A 1,390-nucleotide genomic window follows, 5' to 3' on the forward strand; every position below is an offset into this window, starting at 1 on the left:
CTCACGACTTGCGCACACCGCTTACCCGTATACGCCTAGCCTCAGAAATGCTGCCAGAAGATCAAGACTGGATTAAAGACGGCATTGTAAATGACATAGAAGACATGAACGCCATCATCGATCAGTTCATTGACTATGCGCGCTACGACACCGAAGAAGTCACTCAAGAAACCGATTTAAACGCGATTATTGCAGAACTGGTACAAGCCAGACATTTAGACGATAAGCACCACATTGAACTTAAACTCAACGCCATTCCTCCGTTGTCGCTACGACGAATTGCAATGAAACGCGTGATCGATAATCTCATCGAAAACGCCTTCAAATACGGCTCGGACGATATTGCGATTAGCAGCTTTTACAATCGCCACGAAAAGCGCGTGTATTGCAAAGTACGCGACTTTGGCCCGGGAATACCGGAAGCGGAGCTCGACGGTGTATTCATGCCGTTTGCACAAGGCGACAAAGCCCGCAATTCGTCAGGTTCAGGCCTCGGCCTTGCCATAATAAGGCGAATTGTAGAAGCTCACGATGGTGAGGTGACGTTGCGAAATCATCCTCAGCAGGGCTTGGTCGCAGAGTTTTATTTACCCTATCAAACCCATTAAGCCCAAAAACACTACACGGATTGGTATTAGCTTCGGTGGTACTTAATTTTTCGGCTGTATCCATAAGATGCCAACCACAGCACGCAGCCGCCAAGCGGGATCACCCAAAACGCTGTAGTAAGTGGAGCAAAGTTCGCCCATAGTCCGGTAGAAAACGATGCCACTTGTACGCCAGTAGAGTTACCGATAATAGAAATACCAGAAAGTACAGGGCCGTTGTCACTGTCGATATTCATTGCCGCAGAAAGTGCTAACGGGAAGAGCCCACCTAGCCCTAAGCCAAGCAGTAAGTTACCAGCGCCAATCCCATAAAATGAAGGCATTAGCTTCAGTGCAAATACACCCGCTAGCGAGGCTGTTGCCATGAGCACAATCATGCGGTGTACCGATACAAATCGCAGTAAAAAAGGGAAAGTAAGACGACTGATCACCATGCCAGCGGTAAAAAATGCCAGTAAGTTTCTCGACTGTTCGCCGGTAAAGCCTAAGCCGTTTTGCGCATAGCTCACAAACCAGTTCGCGTTACCAAATTCTACAGCACCATAGCCAAAGGTAAGCAAAGTGAGAAATATGAAAACAGGCTGCTTAATAATGACCCCAAATGCCAAGGTCTTTTTAGGCGCTTTAGGCTGACCTTTAAGCACTTTTGCCTGAGAACGCGCCGCAATAAATGCATAGCACGAAAGCACAATCATAACGCCTGCCAACACCTGAATGGGTAAACGCCAATTGTGCTCAACAAGGTATAACAGCGTTACAAAGAACGACGCTGCAAACGTACC

2 protein-coding genes are annotated in these 1,390 nt (G+C 47.6%); one reads left to right on the forward strand and one right to left on the reverse strand.

Going from position 1 to position 1,390, the window contains the following annotated elements; translation table 11 throughout:
* Window positions 1-608, forward strand: a 608-nt coding sequence (locus QVA83_RS07450; RefSeq protein ID WP_287498292.1) for an ATP-binding protein, incomplete at its 5' end; no start/stop codon positions are given.
* 26 nt (window positions 609-634) lie between these two features.
* On the opposite strand, the gene QVA83_RS07455 is transcribed toward QVA83_RS07450, so the two are convergent.
* Window positions 635-1,390 (reverse strand): MFS transporter (locus tag QVA83_RS07455; protein ID WP_502711456.1); only part of this gene is annotated, 756 nt, incomplete at its 5' end.

Source organism: Alteromonas sp. AO-Serp (genome assembly GCF_017849675.1).
GTDB lineage: Bacteria > Pseudomonadota > Gammaproteobacteria > Enterobacterales > Alteromonadaceae > Alteromonas > Alteromonas macleodii.